The sequence below is a fragment of the Pseudoalteromonas sp. A3 genome, assembly GCF_025942345.1.
Classification (GTDB): Bacteria; Pseudomonadota; Gammaproteobacteria; order Enterobacterales; family Alteromonadaceae; genus Pseudoalteromonas; species Pseudoalteromonas atlantica.
Window position 1 is genome coordinate 223419 of the sequence record NZ_JAPCKL010000002.1, and the last position, 25952, is coordinate 249370.

The following is a 25952-nucleotide window of genomic DNA, read 5'->3' on the forward strand; positions in this document are numbered from 1 at the left end:
AAAATATAGGTTACAAAAATGAATACAGTAATTAGTAAAAAATTTTTAGCCGTAGTAATTAGCTGCCTGTTAGTTGGGTTTACTACAAATCATGATGCTTTTGCACAGTCGTCAGATGGAACTGGTTCTGTCACAAACGTTTCGAAACAAGAAGAAAAAGAACATCAAGATGAGCATGAACACGAAAAGGGACATGAAGAAGATAAAGGTGACCATGACGAGCACGGCCATGAAGGTGGTAATAAAGAGGGAGAAGAAGGACATGAAGAAGGTATCACTATTGATCCAAAGAAGATGTCGCTTGCTAACATTAAAGTGGAAAGTGTTAAGCCTGAATATCAATTTAGCTCCGTATATGCACCTGGCGAAATAAAAGCTAATGGCTATAAAAGTTATGTGGTATCACCACGTACAGAGTCAGTCATTATCAGTCGCCATGCAGCGCTTGGCGAGTATGTAGAAATAGGTCAGAAGTTAGTTACATTATTTAGTGAAGCAATGGCACAAGCACAAGCTGACTATTTAATCGCTTCAACCGAATGGCAACGTGTAAAAAAGCTGGGTAATAAGACGGTGAGTGAAAGTCGATTATTACAAGCTGAAACAACATACAATGCGAGCTATGGCAAGCTCATTGCTTTAGGGTTAACTGAAAAAGCAATAAATGGTATTTCTAACAAAGACATTAAAGCATTTGGACAATATGCATTAACGGCGCACCGTGAAGGTGTCGTGCTTCAAGACGACTTTATCCAAGGGCAACGTGTTGATGCTGGGGATTCAGTCATGTTGTTAGCTGATGAAAAACAACTATGGGTTGAAGCAAAAGTTTCTCCAAATAAAAAGCTAAATTTATCAATTGATTCTCCTGCGGTACTTAAATTAGAAGGCCAGAGTTACAATGCCAAAGTTATCCAAGAAGCCCATACAATTGATCCCGTAACTCGTACAAGAATTATTAGATTGGGGGTACAGAATGCTGATGATAACCTTCATTCAGGTATGTTTGTAAAAGTTTACTTTCAGTTTGCCACAAAGCAGAAAGTGATGGCTGTGCCAGAAGAAGCATTGATCCGCAGCGCAGATGGTGATTGGACCGTATTTGTCGAAGACCACCCTGGAGAATTTAAAGCTGTAGAAGTAGAACTAGGCCGAGCCTTAGGTGATTTTAGGGAAATCATTGGCCTTGATAGTGGGACGCGAATTGTAACCAAAGGCGCATTTTTTGTTGCTTCTGAAATCGCTAAAGGCGGATTTGATCCGCATAACCACTAAGGAGCAAGACTATGTTTAATAAAATAATAGATTGGTCTGTTAATAATAGACTCCTGATTTTGATTGCGCTGTTTGCCACAATTGTCGGCGCAATTATGGTTATACCAAAACTAAATTTAGATGCCTTTCCTGATGTTACTAATGTTCAAGTTGCTGTAAATACTGAAGCGCCAGGACTAGCTGCTGAAGAAGTTGAACAACTCATTACGTACCCCATTGAAGCGGTCATGTATGCCTTACCTGATGTAGAACAAGTGCGCTCAATTTCTAAAACAGGCTTGTCTGGCGTCACGGTTGTTTTCAAAGAAGGCACCGACATTTACTTTGCAAGACAACTTGTATTTGAGCGTCTTCAAGCCGCAAAAGAACTGATACCAGAAGGTGTCGGCACACCCGAAATGGGGCCAAACACCTCAGGGCTAGGCCAAGTATTTCAGTACCTTCTTATTTCAGATAAAGATGCAGGCTATGATGCTATGGCACTCAGGAGTCTCAATGATTGGGTAGTAAAATTACTCGTTATGCCTGTCGATGGTGTTACTGATGTACTCTCCTTTGGAGGTATTGTTAGGCAGTACCAAGTAAATGTAGATCCATCTAAGCTTCTTTCTTATAACCTAACGCAAGAAGACGTTGTTGGTGCCCTAGATAACAACAATGCCAATGTTGGCGGATGGTATATGAACCGTGGGCAAGAGCAGCTTGTTATTAGAGGTGCAGGTTGGTTTGAAAGTGGTGACGCTGGTATTAGTAATATCAAACAAGTTCCCGTCAAAACAGTTGATGGGACAGTTGTGACGGTTTCGGATATTGCTAAAGTTGAAATGGGCAGTGAAATTCGTCAAGGTGCTGTCACAATGACGCGCAAAACCGAAGACGGTAAAGTCGAAAATTTAGGTGAAGTTGTCTCTGGCATTGTCTTAAAACGCATGGGGTCTAATACTAAAGCCACCATTGATGGTATCAATGCAAGAATCCCATTGATTAATCAAGCATTGCCTAAAGGTGTTCGCTTTGAACCATTTTATGATCAGGCTGATTTGATTGAAAAAGCCGTTGATACAGTAGTTGATGCACTATTACTAGCATTTATTTTCATCTGTATTGTATTAGCACTATTTTTAATGAATATACGTGCAACCTTCCTTGTCCTAATATCTATTCCAATTTCAATTGGTATCGCGTTAATGATCATGGCTTGGTGGGGCATTTCTGCAAACCTTATGTCATTGGGTGGCATTGCCGTAGCCATTGGTATGCTAGTTGATGGTTCAGTCGTGATGGTTGAAAACATGTTTAAGCATTTAAATAGACCAGACTCTACCCATTTAAAAACTGTAAAAGAAAGAGTGCCTAGTGCTGATACTGATCCACATGATGTAGAACAAGATGAGCATGGTATTAAGTTACGTCTTCAAAATGCGGGTAAAGAAGTGGCTCGTCCCGTATTTTTTGCAGCTTCTATTATTTTAGTCGTATTTACGCCTTTATTTAGCTTTGAAGGTGTTGAGGCAAAGTTATTTCAACCTATGGCAATAAGCATCATTTTAGCTGTTATATCTGCTATTGTGGTTGCGTTGTTTGTTGTACCCGCTTTAGCTACTTATTTATTTAAGTCAGGTGTAAAAGAGAGGGAAAGCTTTGTTCTTAGGCCATTAGACAAACTCTACAGAAAAGGGCTTACATTCGCACTAAAACGCACCAAATTAGTCATTTCAGCCGCACTTATATTAGTTTTCTCTGCCTTTGCATTAGTTCCATTAATTGGTACTGAATTTGTACCTGAGTTAGAAGAAGGGACGATAAACTTAAGAGCAACGCTTGCACCTTCTTCCAGTTTAGATACCGCGCTCACTGTGGCACCAATTCTAGAAGAAAAACTAATGGCTTTTCCTGAAGTAACCTATGCATTAAGCCGAATTGGTCGAGCAGAAATAGGTGGAGACCCAGAGCCTGTGAATAACATCGAAATTTACATAGGGTTGAAGCCTGTTTCTGAGTGGACCAGTGCATCTAATCGATATGAACTTCAAGGAAAAATGGAGAGATCTTTAGAAGAATTCCCTGGGTTGCTACTCAACTTTTCTCAACCTATTGCGACTCGTGTCGATGAGCTACTATCTGGTGTTAAGGCTCAGTTGGCGATAAAGTTGTTTGGGCCTGAACTTGAGGTACTGGCGGCTAAAGGTCAAGAAATAGAAACAGCAATTAAAAACATTGAAGGTGCAAGGGATGTTGCATTGGAGCAAATTGCTGGTGAAGCGCAATTGGTGATAAGTCCTAACAGGCAAGAACTATCACGCTTTGGATTGTCTGTGAGTGACATAATGGAGGTTGTGCGTGATGGTATTGGTGGTGTTGAAGCCGGACAAATAATCAATGGTAATGAACGTTATGATATTTACGTTCGCATAGAGGAAGAGTACCGAAGTAACAAAGAAGCTATTGCTGATATTCGGCTTCAATCACCTACTGGTGCTTGGGTGCGGCTGGGTGACGTAGCCTCAGTCTCATTTGAGTCAGGCCCACCACAAGTTAGACGCGATGATGTACAACGAAGAGTCGTTATCCAAGCAAATGTACAAAATCGAGATATGGGAAGCGTGGTTGCCGATATCAGAACGGTAATTGCTGAAAAGGTTGACTTACCTTCAGGTTATTCTGTTTCGATTGGCGGCCAGTTCGAAAGTCAAAAACGTGCTCAAAATAGGTTAGCTATAGTTGTACCTTTATCGTTAGCACTAATCGCACTACTACTTTACTTTGCCTTTGGTTCTGTTGGTCAAGCTATGCTGATATTGGTCAACGTGCCGCTTGCTGTAATTGGCGGAGTTTTCTCCTTATATTTATCTGGACAATACTTGTCTGTACCAAGCTCCGTTGGCTTTATTACCTTATTTGGTGTAGCGGTATTGAATGGGGTCGTTATGGTAGAAAGTATCAACCAACGTATTAAAGACGGTCTAGAAGCATCTAAAGCCGTTTTTGAAGGCGCTACTTCAAGATTAAGACCTGTACTTATGACTGCTATAACATCAGCTTTAGGTTTGATACCGATGTTAATGTCTAATGGTGTTGGTGCAGAAATACAGCGCCCCTTAGCGAGTGTTATTGTTGGCGGCTTGGTAACTGCAACACTGTTAACATTATTTGTTTTACCTGTTTTATATCGCTGGTTTTCAGAGAAAAAAATAAAAGAGCTATCCAGATAAAATGACTGTGAACTCTAACCCCACGCTAAAGTCACGTTTAGCGTGGGGTTATTGAGTAGATGAACGAAAAGAAAGATTAGATTTAACAATAAACTAATAGTCATGACTGCTTTGTCGGAATATTTGTCGTTAAACAGGCCAAAGCTAACTTCCGCTTTCGTATCTTTGCAGTCTTAATCTTTATGTGTCTCAAGGTCGGCTTATGGCACAGAGCCGTCCTTCGGCTCTAACTCATTTTTGTCCAAAAACGCGCTAGAGTGGTCGTCTGCTTCTCGCTCAAATAAGACCCCTATAGTGGCTCATAAAGCTATCTAAGTTAACGCTTTCAAAAAACAGAAGTATATTTCTGAGAACTAGCTACGAAGCCCTAGAAACGGAAGTTTGCTTCCGTTTTGCACTTTAAGGTTCTAAGCAGGTGTCAAGTCAAAGCTGGGTAGTCCACTTGGCTAATTAGGGTGTCTATTGGGCTTAGATTAAATTTTCCAAACTCGGGTTCTGATGTTTTTAAGGCTTTTGTCAGAACCTCAATAAAGTACTTATTATTGGGGTGTGCCTTAGTGAGGATGCGTCGATGTAATGAATGGTATCGCTATAAACGGTTGCAGTGAAGGTCAATAAAAAATGGAGATATAATTTTTCACCTATGATAGCTTCATTTAATTCAAGATAAACCTAAGATAGTAGTCTGTAAATAACACATTAAAGAGGTACAGCTTAAATAAATCAGCGCAAACACTACAATCGGGTTTTTAATGTGTTGGATTCCATGTTACCAGGTGGCGATTTTAGCTGTTGCTTAGGCTCTAAATAACAAGTTTTGAACATTGGCTATTTTATTAAACGCCACTATGATCTGAAATTACGAAAATTTAATAGTAAATTTAAGGACTAATATAGTATTAAAGTTGTTTACAATTGACACTATTAAAACGCTTACAGTCACTTTTATAGTGTTATGTAAGCGTTTGCGCTTGATTTCAACGTTACTTTATCAATATATCGTCATTAAGCCATGAATACCCAATATCACAAAAACACTGGCCGCAATAGCTCTTACTGTTTTTAGTGGAATTCTTTGTAACAAAGCTTTACCAACGTATATAATAGGGACATTAGCAATTAACATTCCTACCGTTGTCCCTATGGTAACCCATAGTACTGATTGATATTGCGCACCAAGCAATACGGTTGCGATTTGTGTTTTGTCACCAATTTCAGCAATAAAAAATAAGATTAAAGCTACTACAAACGCGCCATAGCAGTCATATTTGTGGCTGACTTCTTCATCCTTATCTGGAATAAGTAGCCAAAGACCCACTACAATAAAGCTTGAATTCACTATCCAAGGTAAGTATTCCACGACAAAGTTCCCACTTAGCCAATCACCAAACCAAGCAGATAAACCATGATTAATAATTGTTGCAGCGAGAATACCTAAAATAAGCGCTATTTTATTATGAAAGCGGGCTGCTAAGAGTAAAGATAAAAGTTGGGTTTTATCGCCTATTTCAGCAAGAGCGACAGTAACGGTAGAGGTTAAGAAAATATCCATAAATTTTAGTCTTTTGGCGGGAAATATTAAACCGAGGCAAACAACTATCTCCCGCCATGAGGATAGTGTCTACCTAGGTCTTGCCGATAATGCTTGCTACAACATTACAAACTTACCATGCACATGAGGTGCAATTATGTTGATAAGTTTACTCACTAATGAGCAGGCTACTCCCCTAAGAGGGTGGCTATTTTCCCACAAAGTAAAATACCAGTAAATATTTAATTATAAGTTTTACCGATGAGCATCTATAAAGTTGGACAAGTTAACGCTGCCACTACACAAGCATATTAAGTCAAAGCCGTTAATCTTCATCAGGGTATCTCATTTTCGACCATATGTTTAAAGCAAAAAGTATACGTTTTAATAACTAGGCTAATTACCGCTTCAAATCACTTACTGTAATAGATGTTTGTAAGCGATTTCTCGTTGTTTAAGAAATTTACCTAATAAAAAACATAATTATTTTTAGAGTGTAATTAAGTTGATAAATCTCAATTTAAGTGCCATATTTCATTATAAATCAATAAGTTCTCAACGCGCCGTGTATTCTCGACTTAAGTGGCACTGATCAAATTTTTGAAAAATAACTACTTTTTATTTCACAAACAATTGATAACCATTATTGTTTAGATTAATATGCACCTACTAAATGAAATTGAGAGTAGTTTGTATTCATGTATATTTGTCTTTGTCACGGGGTGACTGATAAAAAAATTGAGCAAACAATTGACGATGGTGCAACTACCATGCGTGAATTAACTAAAGAGCTTAAAGTAGGCAGCCAATGCGGTAAGTGTTGTTGTTGTACTAAAAAGATCCTAAATCGCAAACTTATTGAGATTGCAGATATTACCGATCAAGTCGCTTAATTCGTTATTACAAAATTCAAATACAAAAAAAGCAGCTTATAAAGCTGCTTTTTTTTATGACCTAAATTTACCTTACAGTTGAGACTGTAAGTAATTTTCAAGCCCTGTATTTTGAATAAGTAATTGCTGGGTCTCTAGCCAGTCAATTTGTTCTTCCTGCTCGTTCAAAATATTGTCGAGTGCTTCACGGCTAATATAATCTTTTTTGTTTTCAGCTAATTTAATTGCACTGCGCAAATCATCAATTGTATCAAGCTCAAAGCTCATATTTGCGGCAATCATTTCTTCGCTGTTTTCGCCAATGCGTAAACGGCCTAGGTCTTGTAAGTTAGGTAAGCCTTCTAAAAATAAAATACGTTCGATTAAACGATCGGCGTTTTTCATTTTTTGAATTGAAACTTTGTAGTCTGCTTTATCAAGCTGGCTAAAACCAAAATCTTTAAACATGCGGGCATGCAAAAAGTATTGGTTAATACCCACAAGCTCATTAGCGAGTACTTTATTTAAAGCTGCTATAACGTCTTTATCGCCTTTCATACTTTATGCTCCTTACTCGCCCATTTGTGCTTGGTGGTAGTTTTGCGTACCAATTTTATCAATTAGACCAAGTTGTTGCTCTAACCAATAAACGTGATCTTCTTCGGTATCAAATAATAGCTTTTCTAACACTTCGCGAGACTGATAATCTTGCTGCTCTTCACAAATAGCAATTACCTCTTTAACACATGCAACTACTTCAAGCTCCAATGTTAAGTCGTTTTGCATCATGCTTTTTACATCGTTACCAATTAAAAGGTCACGGCGTTTAGTCATGTTAGGCACGCCTTCTAAAAACAAGATGCGTTTGATTAGCCAATCAGCATGATCTTTTTCTTCTTCCATTTCATGGTTAAGGCGTACATATAATTTATCTAAACCCCAGTCATCATACATGCGTGAATGAATAAAATACTGGTCAATTGCGGCTAACTCATTGGCTAGCAAAGTATTAAATGCATCGATTACTTTTTGATTACCTTTCATGATAAATCACCTTAACTATTTTAATTGTGCACAGTGTAGTTAAATTTGCGTATTTTGCAAGTTTTTCTATAAAAATCATTAATTTACAATTGGTTTTGATTCTTATTTAAGTTTGCGTTATTGCTTGGTTTATGTACAGTTTTGCATTTTCATTTAACAGGTAATGTTATACCCACTTGTGCCGTTTACACCATAAATAAACACCACTGAGTATAAAAAATGCTAACGACAGTGATATTAAAAGCCATACAAATTTTACAATCGGCCCTGCAAATGCGCCAGTATGAAACACATATTTAAAGTTCCATACATGGGTGACTGCATTTGCTTTACTGGCATCATACGCGCTAAGCACTTTAGCATTGTATGGATTTACCCACACCCAGCTATAAGCATGGCTTTCTCCTGGGTTTTGTAGGCGTAAAGCGATTGGGTCATTGTGTTTTTTAGGTAAGTAAATACGATACAAAATCCCCTCAGGAAATACATCAAGGGCTTTATTTATTGCTTGGTCGTATTTAATACTTGCTGTTGATTTTGCTATCACTTTTGGCGCTTTAGGCCTATTTTGTACTTGAGAAAATGCCACGGTTTCTACTAATGTTTTGGTCGCGCTTTTCCAATTAAAGGTGATACCTGTAAAGGCTATAAGCAATAGCGGTAATAAAACATAAACACCAAGCACGGTGTGTAGCTGATACATAAGTACTTTAAATTTGGCTTTAGGTTTAATCGCCAGTCGTTTTAGGCGGTTTTTAGGCTTTACCCATAAATAAAAACCCACTAACACATTTATTATTAATAATAGGGCGCATACAGAGACCACGTTTTTTAGTGGTTTTTCACCAGAGGCTGTTTCAAATAATAGCCAGCGATGCAAAGCAAGGGTAAAACCATACAGCGTGTCATTTGTTTGGTATTGAAAAATTACTTTGCCTGTATACGGGTTCACACTGGCGTTACTGCCATCACCTAATCTAAATTGCCAGCTGGCATTAGGGTTACTAAGGGGCATAAAGCGGGTGATTTTTTTATCTGTTTGCTGCTGTACTGCGCGGATTAACTCTGCGTGGCTAAGCGTTTTGATTTGTGGTTCTACCTGCCATTTATCGGGCTGAATATAATATTGTATGTCATTTGCATAAAGTAAAATGGCGCCGCTAATACTGAGTATTAACAAAAAAAGGCCACTTAGTAAGGCAAGGTATAAGTGAATTCGACGTAACCAGATTTTCAAAAGTAATCTCTATAATAAGCAGTTACAGCGATTGTAAGTGATAGAACAGGTGTTTATCAATTTATAAAATGTGACCCTTTGTGTAAGCAAACTACTGTATATAAAACCGCGAACAACACGCTAAGCTTTAGACCCTTAAATAAAGTTTAAAAATTTAGTGGCTTTAAGTCAGTAAAAGTTCGTATGAGTAATGCGCTTTAATTTTTATAATAATGAAATAAATACCAGCTAAAAATTAAAATATGCACGGTTTGCGTTCTTGCTTATTTTTACGTGTAAATTTTAATTGCAACTTATTGATGTTTAAACTGTAATTATGTGATGTATTTTAAACGCTTTGCGGGCTAAAACTTGCGTCTTTTAGGTTTTAGTGCATTATTATAGGTAATAAATAATACAATTACAGTTATTGGATATATAGCATGGTTGAAGGAAAAAAGTATGGGCTGCTAAATGGCACAGCTCAGTCTGTGCGTAGTAAGCTGATCATTACTTTTTTAGTTATTGCTATTGTTCCACTTTGCTTGCTGACCTGGTTTAGCTTACAGCACGTTAATAATACCTTGCAAAAAAATGCAAATGCAGAGCTTCATGAATTAAGCTCTATCGCCTCAGAGTTTGCTAATTTATGGTTTGATGATCACCTTACTGATTTATATACCTTTAAAAATCAGCTTTCTAACTTCCCGCTTGAACAAAGCAAATTAATAAATCATTTTGTTAATCAATATGACTTTGTAAACAGTATAGAAATTATCGCTGCATCGGCACTTAAGCAGCCCATTATTTCGCCTTACGGGCAGATAAACAAAGGTGAGCTTAGTACGCTTATAAATTCGGTTAATACCTCAACGCCAGCCGCTTTTGGCTCTGTTATGTTAAATGGCAAACAGTTTAATATTGTGGCTATGCCTTTGCTTAATTCGGCGCAACAACTAGAGGGTGTAATTCTCACAGAAGTAAATATTAATGGCCTTTTAAAAAGCTTAAACACCATTCACAACATGCACAACGAAGTGAGTTTTTTTGTACTACATAATAATAAAATAGAGCGCTCTTCAGTAACAAATGCAGATGAGGCGCCTGTTTTTTCGCAAACGGCACTCACCAGTAAGCAAGTGTTTGATTACGCCAGTGCCAACGGCACGACATACCATGCATATATTAGTGATTTAAATTTTTTAGGTGTGCAAGGGTGGCAACTTTTAGCAGCAAAACCTTTGCACATTATGCTCAAAGACTCTACTTATTATAAGCAGTTGGCTATTTTTACAAATGCAGTTTCTTTACTTCTCATTTTATGCGCAGCGTGGTGGTTTAGCCGGCGCTTATCTAAGCCTTTAATTCAGCTTACCTCAGTAATGGCCCGAATTACCGATGGCGAGAAAGTAAAGGTGCCTACTTTAACTGATAGCCACGAGTTAAATAGGTTATCAGTAGATCTTCAAAAAATGGTGGCATTTAAAGAAGAGCAGCAGAGCATATTGCAAAAGCAGCGCTCTGCTTTGCAAACTGCGTTTAAACAATTGGATGAACAAAAAAGTGTCCTCGATGAGCATGCCATTGTTGCGGTAACAGATTTAGCGGGCACCATCACTTTTGTAAATAAGAAGTTTTGTGAAATTAGCGGCTATGAAGAACATGAGCTTATAGGCCAAAATCACCGTTTACTTAATTCAGGAAGGCACGACAAAGGCTTTTTTAAAAGCATGTATAAAACCCTTAAACGGGGTGAAGTATGGAACGGCCAAATATGTAATAAAGCAAAACATGGCGGCTTTTATTGGGTAGACACCACCATAGCGCCATTTTTTGATGAGCACGGTAAACCGCAAAGCTATATAGCCATTCGTACTGATGTCACGCCATTAAAATTACAAGAGCTTGAACTTGAGCAGCACAAAACCCAGCTTCAGTTAGTCATAGATACCACCGCCGTAGGAATATGGGATTGGTTTATAGATACCAGCAAAGTGACTTTTAATAATCGCTGGGCAGAAATAATAGGCTATAAACTCAGCGAGTTAGAACCTACCACTATTAATACTTGGTATAAGTTTGCACACCCCGATGATTTGGTTATTTCAGAGCAAAAGTTAAAAGCGCACTTTAATGGTGACACTGATTACTATGTCAGCGAAGCGCGAATGAAACACAAAGATGGCCACTGGGTTTGGGTACTCGATACTGCAAAAGTAGTCGACTGGAACCTAGATGGGTCGCCTCGTCGTATGATTGGAACACATTTAGATATTACCGAGCGCAAGCAAATAGAGTCTGAGCTACAGTATAGCCGCGATCGCTTTGCTTCTTTGGTGGAAAATATTCCAGGGGTTATTTATCGATGTAAGTTCGATAAAGCCTGGACTATGTTGTACATGAGTGACCAAGTAAAAGACATAACAGGCTATACGCCTGATGACTTTATAAATAATAAAACACTAAGCTTTGCCGCTATTATCCACGATGGCGATCAAGATGTTGAGCTGCAGGTAAGTACCTGTATTGCACAAAAGCTGCCTTGGTCTATTGAATACAGAGTAAAAAGAAATGATGGCAGTATTCGTTGGGTACACGAAAAAGGCCAAGCAATTTATGGCGATGACAACGAAGTTCTTTATTTAGATGGCTTTATTTTAGACATTACTGAGCGCCATAATACTCAAGTAGAAATTACCCGCCAACAAAACCTGCTTGAAGCAATGAGTAAACAAGGCCAAATTGGCGCATGGGAAATAAACCTTGAAAACCAAACCATGTATTGGTCAGACGAAGTAAAAGTAATACACGAAGTTCCCGATGGGTTTGAACCTAGCATTGATACTGCCATTAACTTTTATAAGCCAGGAGAGCACCGCGATAAAATTAGCACGTTGTTTGAATGTGCGGTGACTTTAGGCGAAAGCTGGAGTGTTGAGCTGATAATTTTAACTTATACCGGTAAAGAGCGCTGGGTTAAGTCGATGGGGCAGGCGGAATTTAAAGACGGCAAATGTGTGCGTGTCTTTGGCTCGTTCCAAAGTATTGATGCACATAAACGCCTAGAGTTAGAAAGCGAAAAAGCAAACGCCTATAACAAAAATTTAGCGTCATTAACTGTTTCGCCTGAGGTACAAAATAGCGACGTTGCGCAAGTTAAAAAGCTGACGATAAAGTCGATGGTAGAGGTATTAAATGTTGAGCGTGCCTCTATTTGGATATTTAACAAACAGTGCGACGAAATGGCGTGCCATGGTTTATATACTAGACAAGATGGATTTGTAGATTTTGACGGCGTTCTTAAAAAGGCTGATTTTCCAAGCTACTATGAGGCTATTTTTGAGCAAAACCTAGTGGCAATTGAAGATGTATATACGCATAAAGCAACCATGGAATTTACGCAAAGTTATACTCAACCATTAAATATTCAGTCGATGCTGGATGCGGTTATTTCATCAGGCGATGGAAATTTAGGTATTTTATGCGCAGAAACTGTAGGGGCTAAGCACATTTGGACGCAAAGCGAAGAAACCTACTTGCGCTCTTTGGCTACGTTAGTCGGTAGTACCTTGGTCTCGCAAAAGCGTAAAGAAACCGCTGAAAAGCTAAAGATTGCTTTAGTGCAAGCACAAGATGCTGCTGTAGCAAAAAGCCAGTTTTTAGCAACCATGAGCCACGAAATTCGTACACCGATGAATGGCGTACTAGGTATGTTAGAGCTGGTAGAATTAGAGCCATTAAGTAAACCAATAGAAAAAAAGGTCGCTATTGCTAAAAGCAGTGCTCATTCTTTACTTGGTGTTATTAACGATATTTTAGATTTTTCTAAGGCGGAAGCAGGCAAAGTTGAGCTTGAGCATATACATTTTAATGCGCGCGACTTAATTGGCGAAATAGCCGAGGCACAGGCCTTTACCGCACAAGAAAAAGGCATTGAGATTATTTTAGATTTAGTCTCCTTGGAGCCTTCACATTTAATGGGCGACCCCGGGCGCATACGTCAAGTGGTAACCAACTTAATTAGTAATGCGGTTAAATTTACCAGTCAGGGTGAAGTGGTGGTGAGCGCATCTATAGAAAAAACCGACCAAGACCTACTGCTAAATATAAAAGTAAAAGACTCAGGAATAGGCATAACCGAAGCAAAACAACAGCAATTATTTACCCCTTTTTCGCAAGTGGATGCATCAACCACGCGAGAATACGGAGGCACGGGGCTGGGGCTTGCAATATGTAAACAGTTATGTGAGCTAATGAATGGTAAAATTTCACTGGCGAGCGAACCTGGCAAAGGCAGCGAATTTACTGCAACCATGCAAGTGGCTGAAGGCATCGAAAAAGAACGTACCATCCCTAATATAAATATGAGTTCGTTAAATGTACTAGTGGTTGATGATAACGAGACAAACCGCTTAGTTATCTCTCAGCAATTAGGGCATTGGGGGGCTAATGTTACGCTTGCCAGTAGTGCAAAACAGGCGCTTGAACTATGTGCAAAGCGCATAGAAAATGATCAGCCTATGTTTGATATTGCTGTGCTAGACATGCAAATGCCAGAAATGGATGGAATGGAGCTGTGTAAAGTGCTTAAAGCACATGATGACTATAAAGCCATGCCATTAGTAATGATGACCAGTATTGCAGGTATGGAAGGCGCTCAGCGCTACTCAAAAATTGGTTTTCAGGCTTATTTTCCTAAGCCGGTTACAACCGCCGATTTAATTTCTGCGTTATCGGTTATTACAAGTTCAGACAGCACCGAGCCCCTTCCTTTGGTGACCCCAGGGTATATCTCGTCACTCAGAAAAGAAAAATCAGACACACCTGCAAAAATTTTATTAGTTGAGGATAACCCCGTTAATCAGCATGTTTCTACACTGATGCTTAAAAAGCTAAATTGCGAAGTAATACTGGCGCAAAATGGTCAAGAAGCCATAAATACCTTAAGCGAGCATAACGAAGGGTATTTTGATTTAGTGTTAATGGATTGCCAAATGCCGGTAATGGATGGCTTTGACGCCACGGCTAATATACGAGACGGTATGGCAGGGGATGAGCACAAAGCAATAAAAATAATTGCCCTAACCGCCAATGCAATGGACTCAGATAAAGAACGTTGTATTAATGCCGGTATGGACGACTACTTAACTAAACCCATTCAGCTTGATATTTTAAAAGAAAAAATAGAGCAGTACTTTTAGGATTAATAACATGAGTAAGCAAATACAAATACGCGACGCTAAAAAAAGCGATGCGCCAACCATTTTACAGTTTATTACCGAACTGGCCATTTACGAAAAAGAACCTGATGCAGTAAAAACAGATGAGCAGGCAATTATAAAAACGCTGTTTAGTGAGGGGGCAACAGCACACAGTGTTATTTGCCTTGAAGATGATGAGCCTATTGGCTTTGCGGTGTATTTTTATAATTACTCTACCTGGCTGGGTAAAAATGGCTTATATCTAGAAGATTTATACGTAAGCCCCGATAGCCGTGGCAATGGTGCGGGCAAACTAATAATGAAACACCTTGCTAATAAAGCCATAAAAAACGACTGTGGACGTTTTGAGTGGGTAGTACTGGATTGGAATAAACCCGCTATAGACTTTTATAATAGCATTGGGGCAAAAGCCCAAAACGAATGGATAATCTACCGCCTAGCAGGCCAAGACTTGCTCGATTTTGCAGAGCAATAGTGATACTAAAACGCTTAATTAAGTGGGTTGGTATAATACTTTTTTAAAAGCAGATGAGTGCCGAAAACGGCCAGTATTTGCTTTAAAAATTGTTATGCTAAGGTACGTTTTATTGATTAAGACCCTACATGAATAATCAGTATTGGCAAAAAGCACGGCAAAGCCGCGATGCACGATTTGATGGCTTATTTTACGTTGCGGTAAAAAGCACCGGCATTTATTGTCGGCCAATTTGCCCCGCGCCCACCGCTCAAGAAAAAAATGTGGTGTATTATCAATATGCGCACAACGCAGCGCAAGCAGGCTTTAGACCGTGTATACGCTGCAGGCCCGATAGTGCTCCGGGCAGCGCTGCTTGGCAGGGAGTTAAAACGACCGCGCTCAGAGCTAAGCAGTTAATTGATTTAGGTGATAGCTGTAATTGCGAAATGCTAGCTACTCGTTTGGGTATTACCAGTCGTTATTTGCGACGCATATTTAATCAGCATTTTGGTGTGTCTGTTACTCAGTATCGGTTATTTAACCAATGTCAGTTTGCTAAAAAGCTCATTCAAGAAACCACATTACCCATAACCGATATTGCATTTGCCGCTGGGTTTAAAAGTGTGCGACGTTTTAACGATGCTTTTTTACAACAATTAAATATAGCACCATCAAAGCTCAGAAAATCAAAAAAAGAGGCAACCCCTGTGATTGTATTAACTCTCCCTTTTAGACCTCCTTACAATTGGCAGGCTTTGCACAGCTTTTTGTCAAAGCGGTTAATAGAGCCTATGGAGTGGATAACCCCAACCAGTTACGGGCGAACATTTAAGCTAAAAGGGGCGGTAGGTTATTTTAATGCGCACTTTAAGGCGCAAAATAACCATTTTAAAGTTGAAATAGTAATAAATAATACCGAGCACTTACAAAAAGTAATTAATAACATACGCCGTGTACTTGATGTAGATGCCGATATAAACCCTATTGAAAGCCACTTAAAAAACAGTATTAATGGGGCATTTACATTAAGTGAAGGGCTACGCTTACCTGGGATATGGTCAAGCTTTGAAGCGGGGATCCGCGCTGTATTGGGTCAACAAGTTAGCGTGGGGGCAGCGCACACTTTAGTAACAAAGCTGGTTGCAGAGCGAGGCGATAAACACGCAGATAAAGTGTATTTTCCACAGCCTGAGGATTTAGCGACATGCGACTTTGAATTTTTTAAAATGCCGCAATCGCGCAAAAATGCATTAAAAAATTTATCTAAGTACTGCGCTGATAACCCCGATAACAGGGTTTTGGATAATTGGCTCGATATAAAAGGGATAGGCCCATGGACTGTTAACTACGCTAAACTGCGCGGGCAAAGTAACCCAGATATACTATTAGCCGGCGATCTCGGGGTAAAAAAGGCGCTGATCAATGCTAAGCAATTTAACCCAGAGCTGAGCGCTCCATTTCGCTCGTACTTAACGTTTCAACTATGGCAGCAACTTTCATGATTATACAGACCGCAATTTCGAGCCCGATTGACGATGTTATTATTCAAGCGACTGAAAACGGGGTGAGCTATGTTGGTTTTTACCCAAAAACACACTACACCCATACACCCGTTGAGCAAGTAACAAATGAAGCGGTTTTAATCTGCGTACAACAATTAAAGGAATACTTTAATGGTCAGCGCAAAACCTTTAATGTGCCATTAGATACGCAAGGTACGCCTTTTCAAAATGGTGTGTGGCAAGCGTTGCTTAGCGTCCCTTTTGGCAAAACCATGACCTACGGCGATATAGCTAAACAATTAAATAACCCTAAGGCGGTAAGAGCAGTCGGGGCTGCAAATGGCAAAAACCCCATTAGTATTATTGTGCCATGCCATCGAATTATTGGTGCAAACTCAAAGCTTACTGGGTACGCTGGTGGCCTTGAGAGAAAAAGTTGGCTACTAAAGCATGAAGGGATAATTTAACTGTTACAGCACTGGCAGCTTTGTTATCACAAGCTACAATTTACATTATTTACTAATAAAAATTATTATGAGTATCAGCAGCTTAAATTATTTATTTATATTTGGTTTGATGTTTTCTTCAGCGGTGTTTGCTAACCCTCAAACGCTTATATTTTGCTACGAAGATAAAGACGTTGCACCTATGTTTTTGGGCATTGGGCAAGAGGTACCTATAGATAACCCTGGCGCCTCAATTGAAATTTTAAAGCAACTGGATGCCGACATACCCAATGTGGCTATTTCATTTGTTAGAAAACCATGGCGCAGATGCCTAAACGATTTAGAGCTTAACCGTGTTAATGCCGTTATTGCCAGCTATCGTGATGGGCGTGAACGTTTTGCGGTGTACCCTACAAACGAAAAAGGGGTGTTGCTAGAAAAATTTGCAGTGAGTCGTTTTAGTAGCTGTTTAATAGGGCGAGCTCGTTTTCATAAACAATGGCAAACACGTGAAGTATTTCAAAATAAAGCGTTCACTATCGCCATTCCTAATGGCTATGGCTTAAACAGCGCGCTAAAAGAAGAGCCTTTTTATATTCATAATACTTTTTCAAAAGACAAAGCATTTGAATTACTTGATAAAGGAGTGGTACAGGCAAGTGTTGATTTATGCCAAGTAGATGACTTAAAAGTGTCGAGCTATCAACATAAAGGGAGCGATGTAAAACCCCTTTACCCACCTTATGAAACAACCGACGGTTATTTAATTTTTTCAAAGCAGTTTTACCAGCAAAATAGCCAGCTTAGTAAAGAGATATGGCAGTGGTTAGCGCGCTTTGACAGTGCACAAATTTATATAAAATACTTGCAAGCTGTTGAGTAATAAGAAAATCAAAGCGCTTATTAACTAAAATAGCGATATGAAATTGGTATTAATCGCATATTAAGGTAGCATAAGCGCACTTTTTATCTTAAGGCACGGCAATGGCTCAATTATACTTTTACTACTCTGCGATGAATGCGGGTAAATCAACCACCTTATTACAATCTGCGTTTAACTATCGTGAACGCGGTATGGAGCCAGTTATTTTAACGGCTGCAATTGATAACCGCTCTGGTGTAGGAAAAGTATCGTCTCGTATCGGGCTGCAAGCTGATGCGCATATATTTGATGCGTCAAAAAATGTTTTTGAGCTGATCCAAAATCTGCAAAACGAAAAAAAGCGCCACTGTGTATTGGTTGACGAATGCCAGTTTTTGTCTAAAGAGCAAGTTATGCAGCTGACTGATGTGGTTGATGAACTTGGTATTCCGGTATTGTGTTATGGCCTGCGAAGCGACTTTAGAGGTGAGTTATTTATTGGCTCTCAGTACTTGCTAGCATGGGCCGATAAACTGGTTGAGCTTAAAACAGTGTGCCATTGCGGCCGTAAAGCCAATCATGTATTGCGTACAGATGAAAACGGCAATGCCATTGCCGATGGTAACCAAGTAGAAATCGGCGGCAACGACCGTTATGTGTCGGTGTGCCGCAAGCACTATAAGGCTGAGTTAAATATGGGCCGCTAAGGCTCGTATAAAAGTATCTATATCATCTTGGTTTATATCAAGATGAGTGACTAGCCTAAGCTGTTTGCTTGGGCTAATTAATATGCCTTGTTGTGCTAATTGCTCGCTAATATGCGCTATGTTTAACTCACTTGAATAGCGCGCATATACCATGTTGGTGGTGTTACTCATATCAACGCTAAACCCATCGAGTTCGTTAAGCTTACTTGCTAAATAACGCGCATTAGCGTGATCGTCTTTTAAACGAGAGGCGTTATTTTCAAGTGCGTATTGCCCCGCGGCTGCCAGCATTCCGGCTTGGCGCATGCCACCACCGAGTACTTTTCTCCAGCGCCGTGCTTTTGTGATAAGCGCCTTTGTGCCCAGTAATAGCGAGCCAACGGGAGCACCTAGCCCTTTTGATAAGCAAATTGAAACAGAGTCAAAATGCTGGGTAATATCTGTAATATCAACGTTTAATTCAACCGCTGCATTAAACGCACGTGCGCCATCTAAGTGCAGAGCTAACGAGTGCTCATTTACAAAGTAACGTGCTTTGGCTAAGTAGCTAAGGGGGAGCACTTTTCCGCCTATGGTGTTTTCAAGGCTAAGTAAGCGGGTGTTGGCAAAATGGCTATCGTCTGGTTTTATTGCTGCGGCAATTTTATCAAAGCAGAGGCTGCCATCGGGTTCATTCTCAATCGGTTGTGGTTGAATAGAGCCTAATACTGCAGCGCCACCGCCTTCAAATTTATAGTTATGGGCATTTTGCCCGCAAATATATTCATCTCCGCGTTCGCAATGGGCCATAAGCGCAAGTAAGTTAGCTTGCGTGCCGGAGCTGCAATAAAGTGCGGCTTCAAAGCTAAAACGCTCACTTGCATAGGCTTCTAGCTGGTTTACGCCAGGATCATCCCCGTACACATCATCGCCTACTGGCGCGTTATACATTATATCGCGCATGGCTTTTGAAGGTTTAGTAACCGTGTCTGAGCGAAAATCTATCATGGTTTTTATTCCTTTATTAAGTACTACAGGCTTTATTGTTTTATGGGTTTAAACAAGCTCTTCAAAAATTTGTTCACGGGTGGCTTTATCAAAATAACTCCAGGCAATAAAGCGACTTACTTTTTGCCCTTGTGCCATGTCTATAATTTTATATTCGGCAATAGGGAGGGTGCTTAATTTATTTTCTAACACTTTAAGCGTTTCTTTTTTTGAAACCAAGGAAGTAAACCATATTACTTGCTCTGCAAATTGCTCACTTTGAGCAATCATATTGCTAATAAACTGTGCTTCGCCGCCCTCGCACCATAGCTCATTATTTTGCCCGCCAAAATTAAGGGGGTTTTTAGGCGATTTTCCTAAGTTTTTCCATTTGCGCTGCGACCCTTTATTGGCCTCTTCTGCGCTTGCGTGAAATGGGGGGTTACACAGGGTTAAATGAAATAAATCTTTTTGATTTATAATGTTTTCAAAAATAGATGATGCGTTTTTTTGGTGTTTAAGGGTTATTTTTAAACCATTAAATTGGGCGATTTGCTTCGCTATTTTTATTGAATTTGCATCGATGTCGCTACCAGTAAAGTGCCAGTTGTATTCATGACTACCCGTTAACGGGTAGACCAAATTGACCCCTGTGCCAATATCGAGCACTTTAATTTGCCTGCCAGTTGGAATATTTTGTTGGTTGTCGTCGCTTAATAAGTCTGCCAAGTAATGAATGTAATCAACGCGACCAGGAATAGGAGGGCAAAGATTATGCTCAGGAATATCCCAAAAATCTATTTTATAATGCGCTTTTAAAAGCGCTTGATTAAGCGTTTTTACTGCTGCGTTATTGGTAAAGTCAATGCTCTTACTCCCCGCAGGGGTGACGATGATGAAAGGGGTTAACGTATCGTGCTTATCGCATAGCATGTCTAAATCGTAGCCATGTAAATGTTGGTTGCGTGGGTGGAGCTTGTTAGAGACTTGTTTTGATTTCATAGCATTAATTTAGCAATTAAATAATGGCGCAATTGTATCAAATGCCCCACTAAAAAGTGCAACCATTTACTTTAGAATTAACAATGGTACTGGTAGGATGAGTGGCTAAAAATAATAAAGGAAAATTTGTGGCAATTACACAGCACTCTCATTTTGTTCAACTAGGCAATCAGCAAACGCTGCATTTACGCCGTATAGCAAACGACAAGCAAGCGGGCCCCGTGGTGTTTTTTATGCACGGCGCAGTAGAAAATGGCAAAATTTTTTATACTCATAGCAATAAAGGGCTAGCCCCTTATTTGGCTGAGCAAGGCTATTGCTGTTATGTAGCAGACCTGCGCGGACGTGGAGAGAGCAAGCCGCTTATTTCGCCGCAGGCTAAATATGGTCAAACAGAGGCAATAGTAGAAGATATCCCCGCCTTTATTAATTACATTGAACAATTCGAGGGTAAAAAGCCAGACTATTGGGTTGCTCACTCTTGGGGGGGCGTTTTAATGAATAGCGTTTTTGCACGTTTTCCTGAGTATTTAAAAGAGGTTAAAGCGTGTGCTTATTTTGGCTCTAAACGCTCTTTGTTTAACAATCACCCTAAAAAGTTACTACAAGCAAATATAATTTGGTACTTTATGGCGCCCATATTGGCTAAAAAACAGGGGTACTTAAACGCAAAAGGCTATAAGTGGGGCAGCGATAACGAATCGCAAAAGTCGCATTATCAAAGCATGCAGTGGGCTAAAAAAAGGCCATGGATAGATAGCGATGATGGTTTTGACTATGCAAAAGCCTTAGCTAAAGTGCAGGTGCCTCCTACACTACATATTGGCGCTGTAAACGATAAGGCTCTTGCGCAGCCTATTGATATTAAAAAGTTTATGGAAGAGTCCGGACCTGGAAAACAAACCCTTAAAATTTATGGCAAGCGCCATGGTCATAGTGTGGATTACGATCATATTAATATGCTTACTCACCCGCAGGCACGGGATGAGCAATTTAAAGATGTTGTAAGCTGGTTTAACGAGTACAGTTAGGCAATTAGGCTCATTCAAATTGTTTTAAAAGCGGTGTTTTATAGCGCTCCCAATGCGCAAGTGCCTGTGCATTAATTGGCTGCCTAATGGCTTGTTTGCTTAATGTGCTAACAGCAGCCTTACGCTTATAAAATGCTAAGCATTGCGGTTCATACTCACACCCTAAAAACGAAAATAAAGCACTTAGCTGCGACTCAGGCTCGGCAACTATTTGCTCATAATGAATATCGTATAGCGGTAATGAGGGCAGGCTGCGCCAATGCTCCATTAATTTTGCATACAACGCATGGTAAAGTTTAAATTCTTTTAAATCACAAAAGTACGGCTCATTTTCGGCAAAGTAGTTACTGAACACCGAAAAAGCAGTGGCGTTAAAATCCCTACTTAAATTAATAAATTTAGCATTAGGGAACAGCAAGTAAATTAAGCCAATAGACTGATAGTTACTCGGTAGCTTATTAATTATGAAAGGGCGTATAGGCTGTGCTTTTTTTAACTCTTCAATATAAATATTGCGAGCTTTTGCGATTAAATCGTTACTAAGTGCGCTTAAGCATTGCGGGTAAGGGGTTTGCGTTTGCTGCTCTATAAATGCCACCACTTGGTTAGCGATACTGGTGTTTTCACCTAATGTGGCAAACTGTGAGTGGCAGGCCATCATTTGCTCAAGTAAGGTTGAGCCGCTGCGGGGCATACCAATAATAAACACGGGCGTAATAGTACCGGTAAAAGTGTGATCGGCAGATGCAATTAGCTGTTGTGTATTATGCGTTATAATTGCCTCATAGAAAGGCACTAAGTCACTGGTTTTAAAGTGAGTAAGCTTTTTTTGAAGTTTGTTGGCAAGCACATAATAGTTAAATGCTTGCTCTGTATCTTCTAGTTTGTCGTAGCTTTTTCCTAACGCGTAGTAACACACCATTTTTAAACGCACGTTATTCGTTTGCGTTAAAAAGTGGTGCAGGTTGCTCACATAATTATGTTCTTTATTGAAACGGCCTAATTGTACTAGTTCAAATAAAATATAGGCAGTTACGGGGTATAGCCCCATGCTTAGCGCATGCGCAAATGTGGTGTGTGCTTTGTCTAATTCGCCGTAGCTTAAATAATGCTGAGCTAAATAATAATGAGGCTCTGGGTTATGGCTTGCGAGACTTTTAGCATATTCGAGTACTTTAAGCGCATCATTAGGGGAATTAACGCCGTTAAATGCATCGGCTAGGGCGTGCAGTGGCTCAAGCATATGGGGTAAACGTTCGCATGCTTTTTGTAATAAGTATACCGCTGCATCAAAGCGCTCTAACCTAAGTGCTATCCTGCCTAAACCAAATAATGCTTCGCCGCTTTGCGGGTTACTATTTAAAATTGCTTTAAAATGAAACTCGGCTTCTTTGAGTTTATTTTCTTGTAGTAATTGATTGGCTTTTTTAATTAGCATGATGAGGCATTATTGTTTTTTAATTAATATAAAATAAAAAAGGCGAAATGTCTTAACATTTCGCCTTGGTTTATCATGAAAAAATATTAGAAAGTATAGGTTGCTTTCGCGTAGTAGAAGCCACCGTTAATACCGTATGGAGACGTTTCGTAGTATTGGCCACCCCAGTTATTGTTAGGGATACCCGTACGGTCTTCAAAATCAAGTTTTTCAGCGTCTTGGTCAAAGATGTTTTGTGCACCTACCGAGAAGCTAATAGACTCATTTAAGAAGTACGTTATTTCAGCGTCAATGGTCACGGCTGCGTCAGCTGTTTTTGCTGTTGCATCGTAATCTACGTGAACACCTTGGTATTCGCCGTAGTAATTAGCACGGGTAAACATTGAAAAAGATTCCCACTGCTGTGCCCAAGTAAGCGTTGCACGGTGGTTAGGTAAATCTTCTTCTAAACGCTTAACTTTAAACTCACCAGTAATGTCGCTGAACTTAGTTACCTCAGTTTCATTCCAGTTGTAAGCAAGGCTAAATGTAGAGCTTCCGCCTAGCATGTCAGCTGTGTAGTTTGCTACTAAGTCAATACCTTGTGTTGTTGTATCAAAGTCATTAGTGAAAAAGCTTACTTGTGCATAGCTTTGCGCATTTGGTACGCCTGCTGCTTCTAACGTGTCTTTATCATCTTGGCTAAGTACAATTTTTTCTGATTGGCTGATACGGTCATCAACTTCAATATTGTAGTAATCAAGTGTTACAAATAAATCGCCAATAGTGTAAACCGCACCTAATGTGTAGCTTTGCGATTCTTCTGGCTCAAGCTCTGTACCACCTAATTGCACTGCAATTGGGTTTGTTGGTGGTAATAATGCAGAATCTTGTAATACACCATCACTTAAGTTTGTTTGTACGTTACTAACGTTCGCTTGGCCAACAGTAGGGGCACGGAAACCTGTGCTTACTGAGCCACGAATATTTAGATCTTCAGTTACGTGGTACTGCGCCATTACTTTGTAGTTTGTTGTTGTACCAAAGCTGTCGTAATCTTCAAAACGTACGGCAAGGCCCATTAAGAATTCTTCTGTAAATGGTGCTTCAATATCTACATAAGCTGCGTAGTTACGGCGTGTATATTCGCCTGCATCAGAAGGTTTGAAACCAGGGAAACCATTAGAGCCAATACCAAAACCTTGCTCAGTTAAAGGACCTGCAGTGAATGATGCTTCATCACCCGAAATTACAGTAAATGTTTCTTCGTGCCATTCTAAACCACCGGCAATATTTACATCGTACGCTAGGCCTAAATTAAAGCCTTTAGAAAGGTCAAAGTTAAAGTTTTTCTCTAGTTGCTCATATTTACCTGGGCTAAAATCACGTGGGCTGTCTGCACCTAACGACGCATTAACCGTGTCGTAAATAAAGTAGCGAGATTCGTTTAAACCCACCGTACCACTTAAATCGTAAAATGCATCTTTAAGGAAACCACCCGTAAACATACCCTTTGTACCAATAGTTAAAGAGGTATCGGTAATGTTACCACCAAAGTTAGGTGTAAAACCGCCAGGAATGGTTTCGTTAAATGCAAAACAATCAGGGTTATTAGCAACACCGCTAATGTAGTCTGGGTTATCTAGTACGTTGTCATCAATTGCGATAGTTGGACAGTTACCGCTCATGTCTTCTGTTAAATCGGCAACAAGCAGTGTTTCACCGCCATCGTTTGAGTATACACCTGGGCGAGTATGCGGGTTACGGTAGTAAAAACCACCACGTACATCACGCTCAGAGTAGTTACCAAACATATAAAATTCTGAATCGTTTGTTAGTTCTAAACCAAAGTTACCAAAAATTGAAATGTCGTCATCAACCTCTGGAGCACCCCAAACTTGCGCAAGCGAAGAAACCTCTGGTACACCTGCAGCAGAAAGTGCAGCTGCATCAGGGCGTTGCTCTGAGCGACTTGTTGCATCTGCTGTTTTATATTGAAAACTTAAGTTAGCAAAACCGTTGTCAGTAAATGGTAAGCCTACGTTACCCGATATCTGTGTGGTATCACCGTCGCCTTCGTAGTATTGACCATGGCGTACTTCAAATTTACCGCCTTCAGAGGCATCTTTAAGTTGGAAGTTCATTACACCTGCGATTGCATCTGAGCCGTATTGTGCTGCTGCGCCATCACGTAGTACTTCTACTTGCTTAAGTGCAATGCTAGGAATAACTGAAATATCAGCGCCTTGTGCACCATCGTTAATACCACCACCTAAAAATGCAATAACAGAAGCACGGTGACGGCGTTTACCGTTTAAAAGAATTAATGTGCTGTCTGAAGGTAAGCCACGTAAGTTAGCTGGGCGTACTAGTGATGCGGCATCACTGATTGGGTTTTGGTGAACATTAAAAGAAGGAACAGAGCCTTTAAGTAGCTCTAGCATGTCTGTGTTACCAGACTTTTCTAGCTCTTCACCGCCAATAATATCAATAGGAACCGGTGAATCACCAATAGAGCGTGGCGCTGAGCGAGTACCCACTACGGCAATTTTTTCAACGTTTTTATTAACTTTAGTTTCACTTTCTTCTGCTGCAACAGCAGAACCTGAAATAAACAAACCTGCGGTGGTTGTTGTTGCTAATGCAAATTTAATTGCTTGATTTAGCGCGTTGCTTTTAAGTTTCATTCTAATTTTCCCCAGTTAGAATATATTTTGTACGTAATGCAGTAATTAACATTACTTATTTATAATTTTGGACGTATTCACATGGGGATAAAGAGTCAACCTACTCGACTTCTTAAAGCTAAAAGCCCACCTCATGTGAAGTCCTATGTACAGACTATACATAAAAAACTTTCAGGGCAATTAATAATTAACTCTTTAATAACAAAAAGTTCAAAATAAAATATATTTGCAACAATGGTGCAGTATGTAACTAATTTGAACTAATAAAGTGCGGTTTTATCGCTTTTTCGAAGATTTAATGCGCGAAGTGGGTGGGTGGATGTTATCAACTTGTTTCTTTTGGTGAGGCAGGTGGTGTGTTTTGCGCTTGCCAGTCACGATATTTTTGTCTGTATTCGTCCCACACGCAAGGGCTACAGCTACCTCCGCCGCAGCATTCATCAGGCTGTGGTTTTTGGGGTTTGAGGAGTACTATTATTTGTTTGTTTTGCATAAAAATGAGC

General features: G+C 39.8%; 19 protein-coding genes and 1 riboswitch. Of the genes, 10 read left to right on the forward strand and 9 right to left on the reverse strand.

Annotated elements, in window-relative coordinates; translation table 11 throughout:
• The first annotated feature begins 18 nt into the window (after positions 1-18).
• Both OIZ54_RS04080 and OIZ54_RS04085 read left to right on the forward strand, forming a co-directional pair.
• Positions 19-1275: an efflux RND transporter periplasmic adaptor subunit gene (locus tag OIZ54_RS04080; RefSeq protein ID WP_002962258.1), complete on the forward strand. Its 1257-nt coding sequence runs from the start codon at positions 19-21 to the stop codon at positions 1273-1275.
• 11 nt (positions 1276-1286) lie between these two features.
• Entirely contained in the window at positions 1287-4487 is a 3201-nt protein-coding gene (locus OIZ54_RS04085; RefSeq protein ID WP_004588883.1) for an efflux RND transporter permease subunit, read from the forward strand.
• A gap of 991 nt (positions 4488-5478) precedes the next feature.
• Here the strand turns inward: OIZ54_RS04085 and OIZ54_RS04090 are convergent.
• On the reverse strand, positions 5479-6039 hold the full coding sequence (locus tag OIZ54_RS04090; RefSeq protein ID WP_055016676.1) for a TMEM165/GDT1 family protein: 561 nt from the start codon (positions 6037-6039) through the stop codon (positions 5479-5481).
• Between the two features lie 86 nt (positions 6040-6125).
• Positions 6126-6227, reverse strand: a riboswitch (yybP-ykoY riboswitch).
• 489 nt (positions 6228-6716) lie between these two features.
• Here OIZ54_RS04090 and OIZ54_RS04095 point away from each other — a divergent pair.
• A complete protein-coding gene (locus OIZ54_RS04095) occupies positions 6717-6911 on the forward strand; it encodes a (2Fe-2S)-binding protein (RefSeq protein WP_004588794.1) in 195 nt (64 codons plus the stop codon).
• 72 nt (positions 6912-6983) lie between these two features.
• Here OIZ54_RS04095 and bfr (OIZ54_RS04100) read toward each other — a convergent pair whose 3' ends face one another.
• The 3 genes from bfr (OIZ54_RS04100) to OIZ54_RS04110 form a co-directional block, all read right to left on the reverse strand.
• The gene (gene bfr / locus OIZ54_RS04100) at positions 6984-7448 is read right to left on the reverse strand and encodes a bacterioferritin (RefSeq protein ID WP_004588793.1); all 465 of its coding nucleotides are present in this window, start codon (positions 7446-7448) and stop codon (positions 6984-6986) included.
• 12 nt (positions 7449-7460) lie between these two features.
• Positions 7461-7934 (reverse strand): bacterioferritin, encoded by a 474-nt coding sequence (gene bfr, locus OIZ54_RS04105; RefSeq protein WP_024031963.1) that lies wholly within the window; start codon positions 7932-7934, stop codon positions 7461-7463.
• Between the two features lie 166 nt (positions 7935-8100).
• The gene (locus tag OIZ54_RS04110; RefSeq protein WP_264389794.1) at positions 8101-9171 is read right to left on the reverse strand and encodes a PepSY-associated TM helix domain-containing protein; all 1071 of its coding nucleotides are present in this window, start codon (positions 9169-9171) and stop codon (positions 8101-8103) included.
• Positions 9172-9593: 422 nt separating this feature from the next.
• On the opposite strand from OIZ54_RS04110, the gene OIZ54_RS04115 reads away from it, so the two are divergent.
• The 6 genes from OIZ54_RS04115 (at position 9594) to OIZ54_RS04140 (ending at position 18346) form a co-directional block, all read left to right on the forward strand.
• A complete protein-coding gene (locus OIZ54_RS04115) occupies positions 9594-14351 on the forward strand; it encodes a PAS domain-containing protein (protein WP_264389795.1) in 4758 nt (1585 codons plus the stop codon).
• A gap of 10 nt (positions 14352-14361) precedes the next feature.
• Complete coding sequence (locus OIZ54_RS04120; protein WP_029774246.1) at positions 14362-14847, forward strand: GNAT family N-acetyltransferase; 486 nt, start codon at positions 14362-14364, stop codon at positions 14845-14847.
• A gap of 128 nt (positions 14848-14975) precedes the next feature.
• A complete protein-coding gene (locus tag OIZ54_RS04125) occupies positions 14976-16331 on the forward strand; it encodes a DNA-3-methyladenine glycosylase 2 family protein (protein WP_264389796.1) in 1356 nt (451 codons plus the stop codon).
• Positions 16328-16798 carry a methylated-DNA--[protein]-cysteine S-methyltransferase gene (locus OIZ54_RS04130; protein ID WP_264389797.1) on the forward strand — a complete coding sequence of 157 codons (471 nt, stop codon included), beginning with the start codon at positions 16328-16330 and terminating at the stop codon, positions 16796-16798. Before OIZ54_RS04125 ends, OIZ54_RS04130 begins: the two co-directional genes overlap by 4 nt.
• A 67-nt stretch (positions 16799-16865) precedes the next feature.
• Complete coding sequence (locus tag OIZ54_RS04135) at positions 16866-17660, forward strand: hypothetical protein (protein ID WP_055253902.1); 795 nt, start codon at positions 16866-16868, stop codon at positions 17658-17660.
• Between the two features lie 101 nt (positions 17661-17761).
• Complete coding sequence (locus OIZ54_RS04140) at positions 17762-18346, forward strand: thymidine kinase (RefSeq protein WP_004588785.1); 585 nt, start codon at positions 17762-17764, stop codon at positions 18344-18346.
• Here OIZ54_RS04140 and ltaE read toward each other — a convergent pair.
• Positions 18329-19333: a low-specificity L-threonine aldolase gene (gene ltaE, locus OIZ54_RS04145; protein WP_264389798.1), complete on the reverse strand. Its 1005-nt coding sequence runs from the start codon at positions 19331-19333 to the stop codon at positions 18329-18331. The two genes, OIZ54_RS04140 and ltaE, sit on opposite strands and share 18 nt — an antisense overlap.
• Before the next feature lie 48 nt (positions 19334-19381).
• Positions 19382-20314 carry a 23S rRNA (adenine(1618)-N(6))-methyltransferase RlmF gene (rlmF, locus tag OIZ54_RS04150; RefSeq protein ID WP_264389799.1) on the reverse strand — a complete coding sequence of 311 codons (933 nt, stop codon included), beginning with the start codon at positions 20312-20314 and terminating at the stop codon, positions 19382-19384.
• Positions 20315-20442: 128 nt separating this feature from the next.
• Here rlmF and OIZ54_RS04155 point away from each other — a divergent pair, with 128 nt between their 5' ends.
• Positions 20443-21345: an alpha/beta hydrolase gene (locus OIZ54_RS04155; protein ID WP_264389800.1), complete on the forward strand. Its 903-nt coding sequence runs from the start codon at positions 20443-20445 to the stop codon at positions 21343-21345.
• Between the two features lie 10 nt (positions 21346-21355).
• On the opposite strand, the gene OIZ54_RS04160 is transcribed toward OIZ54_RS04155, so the two are convergent.
• The 3 genes from OIZ54_RS04160 to OIZ54_RS04170 all read right to left on the reverse strand — a co-directional run bounded on the left by OIZ54_RS04160 (position 21356) and on the right by OIZ54_RS04170 (position 25942).
• Positions 21356-22783, reverse strand: a complete 1428-nt coding sequence (locus OIZ54_RS04160; protein WP_264389801.1) for a tetratricopeptide repeat-containing sulfotransferase family protein — start codon at positions 22781-22783, stop codon at positions 21356-21358.
• Positions 22784-22869: 86 nt separating this feature from the next.
• Positions 22870-25449 carry a TonB-dependent receptor plug domain-containing protein gene (locus tag OIZ54_RS04165; protein WP_248461920.1) on the reverse strand — a complete coding sequence of 860 codons (2580 nt, stop codon included), beginning with the start codon at positions 25447-25449 and terminating at the stop codon, positions 22870-22872.
• Between the two features lie 325 nt (positions 25450-25774).
• Positions 25775-25942: an oxidoreductase-like domain-containing protein gene (locus OIZ54_RS04170; protein ID WP_096042878.1), complete on the reverse strand. Its 168-nt coding sequence runs from the start codon at positions 25940-25942 to the stop codon at positions 25775-25777.
• Positions 25943-25952 lie beyond the last annotated feature (10 nt).